The following is a 4,693-nucleotide window of genomic DNA, read 5'->3' on the forward strand; positions in this document are numbered from 1 at the left end:
GCCGTTCACCTGACCAGTATGTTTTTCATCGCATACTCAGGCATCTCTTTGATCAAATTTGCTATAGCGGGCGTACCTGCATGGCAACAACAACTATGGTATAAATACACTTCATTCCATCAAGGAATGCGCGCTTATTGATAAGGGATGCTAATGATAAAAGACATGAAGCCAACATTCTGCTTAACCCTACTAATCCTCTTTTTTTCCTCGTTTTACGTCGCCGCTCAACAGCGGGGCGAAAATATTGCTGCTAATGTCATCGTTAGCCCTTTGCAATTTGAAAACGATCGCGAACGCATTCAGTCGGTTGGTACAGCAGAAGCCATATATTCAGTGGTACTTTTTCCTGCTGTGGCAGACCGTGTCACCGAGGTGCTTTTTAGCCCAGGTGATAAAGTTGAAAAAGACCACGTTTTACTGCACCTTGATGATCGTCGACAACGCGTGGCCTTAGAACGGGCTAAAATTACCCTAGAAGATGCTCGGCGCACAGTAACTCGTTTAAAAGAAAGTCGAGCTCAAGGCGCCGTGCCGCAAAATGAATTAGACGATGCCATCACCCTATTCGAACTCAGTAAAGTTGCTCTACAAGAAGCCGAAGTTGAACTTGAAGATCGGGTGGTGCGTGCCCCTTTCGCTGGCGTAGTGGGTTTTACTGACGTTGAAGTAGGCGATCGTATTACCATCCAAACCCCGATTACTACCCTAGACAATCGCGCTGAATTATTTGTTAATTTCACTGCCCCCGAAATCGCCCTGCCGATGTTGTCGGGCAAACCTACCCTAACTTTACAGCCTTGGTTAAATACCGACGCCCCTGTTAAAGCGGTTATCAGCCAGATTGATTCGCGTATCAATGTAGATAGCCGCTCTTTTCGTGTTAGAGCCCTGCTGAACAACCGTGCAGATAACTATCGCCCGGGTATGAGTTTTCGCGTGGAATTACTGCTTGAAGGCCAGCGTTACGCCTCTATTCCAGAAATTGCGCTGATGTGGGACGCAACTGGCGCTTATGTGTGGGTGGCAGAACAGCAACAGGCCAGAAGAGTAGATGTAGCCATTAAGCAGCGACTAGCGGGCAGAATTTTAGTGGACGGTAAACTCAGCGAAGGCCAATTGCTGATAACTGAAGGCATACAACGTTTGCGCGAAGGCCAAGCGCTTAGCTTCAGTCAAACAGTAAACTAAGGGCGTATCATGAAACTTAATATGCAGCTACTCAGCAACGACTTGCCCTCTCTGTCTATTCGTCGGCCTATCTTAATTATTGTTTTGAATTTACTGGTGATGATTGCCGGGCTTGCGGCCATAAACGCGATTGAAGTTCGTGAACTGCCTGATGTCGACCGCCCCGTCATCACCGTACGTGCAGTCCTACCCGGTGGTTCGCCCGAAACCATCGATACCGAAATTACCAGTAAGCTCGAAGGTGCGGTGGCGAGGGTCAGCGGTGTTAAGTCAATCCGTGCCCAAAGTGAAGAAAACAGTTCACGCATAGTAGTAGAGTTTCGCCCCGGTATAAATTTAGATGATGCAGCCAATGAAACCCGCGAATCAGTCAGCCGCGTACAACGGGAGTTACCCGATGACGTTGAGCAAGTATCGGTTATCAAAGCAGATAACGACGCTGAAGCAGTGGTCAGTTTAGCGATTTCTAGCAGCGTACTGGACCTTGAAAGCATGACTGAGCGAGTCGACAAAGACCTTGCGCCGTTATTTTTAAGTATTCCTGGTGTTGCTGATGTGCGGTTAAACGGCGATAGGCAACGGGTATTACGGGTAATGCTTGACCCATTGCGCCTGACCAGTTTTGGTTTAACTGTGACTCAGGTTGCCAATGTATTGCGCCAAGCCCCATTTGATGTGCCTGCAGGCAGTTTTCGCTCAACGGACCACCAACTTATTGTGCGTGCCGATGCTACTTCTATCACCGCTCGACAGGTCAAAGATATGCTTATTGCGGGTGATACCAGAATTGGTGATGTCGCTGATGTGTATTTTGGCCCAGCAGATGGCCAAAATATGGTACGCCTCAATGGTGTACCGGTGATTGGCTTAGAAATCATTCGCCAGGCCCGCTCAAATACCATTGAAATATCAGATGAAGTGCTTGCTTTGGTTGCGAATCTGGATAAACGTTTTACCGATTTGACTATTCAGGTTACCTCGGACGACGCCGAATTTATCCGCGGCTCGGTCTCAGAAGTGCTTACCTCATTGCTTTTTACCATTGCGCTGGTTATCGCCACGTTGTGGGTATTTATTGGCTCATGGCGGGCGACCATTGTGCCAGCCTTATCTATCCCAGTGTCGCTTATTGGTGTACTCGCGGTGATTTGGGCGCTGGGGTTTTCTATCAATATTTTGACCTTATTGGCTTTAGTGTTAGCTACAGGTTTAATTGTTGATGATGCCATTGTGGTATCAGAAAACATTCAACGTCGCCGAGGAATGGGCTTAGGCAGTAGAGCTGCGGCCGTAGTGGGAACCCGTGAAGTATTTTTTGCGGTACTGGCCACCACCGCAGTATTGGCTGCGGTTTTTGTACCTATTGCATTTTTACCATCCACCGCTGGTAGATTATTTCGCGAATTTGGCGGAGTGTTAGCTGGCGCAGTCATTATTTCTTCGTTTGTCGCCTTGTCTTTAGTGCCCGCATTAACGGCTAAATTATCAGCGGGTAACAAAGACAAAAAACACATCTTCAGCGCACTGGGCAATAAGTTATTGTCGGCTTACGGTACAGCACTTAAATGGAGTTTGAATCATGCGTGGTGGGTGTTTTTTATCAGCGTATTAGCGGCGACCGGTGCAGCCAGTTTATATTGGCAGCTCGAAAACCAATTATTGCCCAGTGAAGATCGCGGCTCGATTCGAGTTTTTGCTCGCGGCCCAGATGGCGTTGGACTTAACTTTATGGACCGCCAAGCCCAGCAAATGGAAGATATTCTGCAACCCTTTGTTGATGATGGCGAGATGGATTCAATTTACACGGTTGTTGGCCAGTGGGATCCGAATATTGTATCGATTACCGCACCGTTAAAAGATTGGTCAGAGCGTAGTCTTAGCCAACAAGACATTATTGATCAAATTCGTGGACCAGTAGGTAATATTCCAGGTGCCCCAGGACGTGCGTTTGGCACCAATAGTTTAAGTTTACGTGGCCAAGGCGGTGGTTTAGAAATTGCGCTGACTGGTCAAACTTATGAGCAAATTTTTGCGGCAGCAGTGGCGTTTTCTAATGTTTTAGAAACAGAATACCCAGAATTTGGCAAACCCAATATTTCATACCAACCCACTCAACCACAATTGCGCGTAGAAATTGACCGCCAGCGTGCTGACGAACTTGGTGTGCCGCTCAACGATATTTCTACCACCTTACGCGCCGCCATCAATGGTGATGATATCGCAGACCTTAACGTTGGCGACCAGGCGGTTCCTATTATTTTGCAGGCCAATCGCTCAAGCATTAATGATCCCTCAGACTTAGCCAATTTGTATGTTGGCTCACAAGGCGGCAGCTTAGTGCCCTTATCGAGCCTTGCGACCATACGCGAAGAAGGGGTTGCTGCCGAGCTTGAACGCCATGCCCAGCGCCGAGCCATTGAAATAGATTTAGAACTGCCCGAAGACATGCCCATCGATGTTGCGGTTGGTATTATAAGTCAAACCGCCGAACGCACATTGCCAGAAAACGTGGGTATTGTATTTTTAGGAGAAGCCCTCGCTTATGAAGAAACCGCCAGAGAAGTCACCTTAACCTACGTTCTAGCCTTTGTGATTGTGCTACTGGTATTAGCCGCACAATTTGAAAGTATCAACAGTGCTGTGGTGGTCATGCTAACCGTGCCCTTTGGTATTGCCGCTGCGCTTTTTGCACTTTATCTCACTGGTACCAGTATCAATATTTACTCACAAATAGGTTTAGTCATGCTCATCGGTTTATTGGCTAAAAACTCCATCTTATTAGTGGAATTTGCTGACCAGCTGCGTGACAAAGGTTTAAGTGTGCGAGAAGCAGTGGAACAAGCCGCTTTGATTCGTCTTAGACCCATTACCATGACCTTAGTATCTACCTTGCTGGGCGGTTTGCCGCTGATATTATCGAGCGGTGCGGGCGCAGAAGCACGCAACGCCATTGGCTGGGTGGTGTTTGGTGGCCTTGGCTTTGCGGTATTGTTTACCCTATTTTTAACGCCAGTGCTGTATTTAGCCTTAGCCCGTTTAGTTAAACCGCGAGCTGATGAAAGTAAGAAGTTAGAAAAAGAATTGCTGGATATAGAAGCTCTAGAGCATTAGGAATAACAATTAGCCAAAATAGTTATTCGGCGATACTAACAATAGAAGGGTGAAAGGAAGCACAGCAGTACGCTATCCTGCTGCAAACTATGCTATCGAGCTGCCACAACTATGGCTTAAGCGAAATGTCTTTGAGTAACGTAATGATGTTAGCGTTCCCATTAAGCTCAGCTAAGTCTAGCAAATAGCTTTTTTCTAACTCTTGCATAGATTGGTCGCCCAATAAGCTTTTTACTGACTCTTCTTCGCCATTAGCGATAGCGGTTTTTAACGCCGCAAAGTTAGCAATACTTTGTTCATGGGGCTTGTTATTGCCTGAGGCCATTCGTCTTACTCCTACATTATTCAATCAGTAACGTTGTCGTCTAGCCCTTACCCTAACAAGATTAGT

Annotated in this window: 3 protein-coding genes; 2 read left to right on the plus strand and 1 reads right to left on the minus strand. The window is 47.0% G+C overall.

Annotation, left to right across the window (positions count from 1 at the left end; all coding sequences use genetic code 11):
* The first annotated feature begins 153 nt into the window (after window positions 1-153).
* Both NWQ57_RS06190 and NWQ57_RS06195 read left to right on the plus strand, forming a co-directional pair.
* The gene (locus NWQ57_RS06190) at window positions 154-1,191 is read left to right on the plus strand and encodes an efflux RND transporter periplasmic adaptor subunit (RefSeq protein ID WP_306021267.1); all 1,038 of its coding nucleotides are present in this window, start codon (window positions 154-156) and stop codon (window positions 1,189-1,191) included.
* A gap of 9 nt (window positions 1,192-1,200) precedes the next feature.
* Window positions 1,201-4,302, plus strand: a complete 3,102-nt coding sequence (locus NWQ57_RS06195) for an efflux RND transporter permease subunit (protein WP_306021268.1) — start codon at window positions 1,201-1,203, stop codon at window positions 4,300-4,302.
* A gap of 109 nt (window positions 4,303-4,411) precedes the next feature.
* Here NWQ57_RS06195 and NWQ57_RS06200 read toward each other — a convergent pair whose 3' ends face one another.
* A complete protein-coding gene (locus tag NWQ57_RS06200) occupies window positions 4,412-4,627 on the minus strand; it encodes a hypothetical protein (RefSeq protein WP_306021269.1) in 216 nt (71 codons plus the stop codon).
* Window positions 4,628-4,693: the final 66 nt, after the last annotated feature.

Origin of the sequence: Paraglaciecola sp. (genome assembly GCF_030730205.1) — a bacterium.
Taxonomy (GTDB): domain Bacteria; phylum Pseudomonadota; class Gammaproteobacteria; order Enterobacterales; family Alteromonadaceae; genus Paraglaciecola.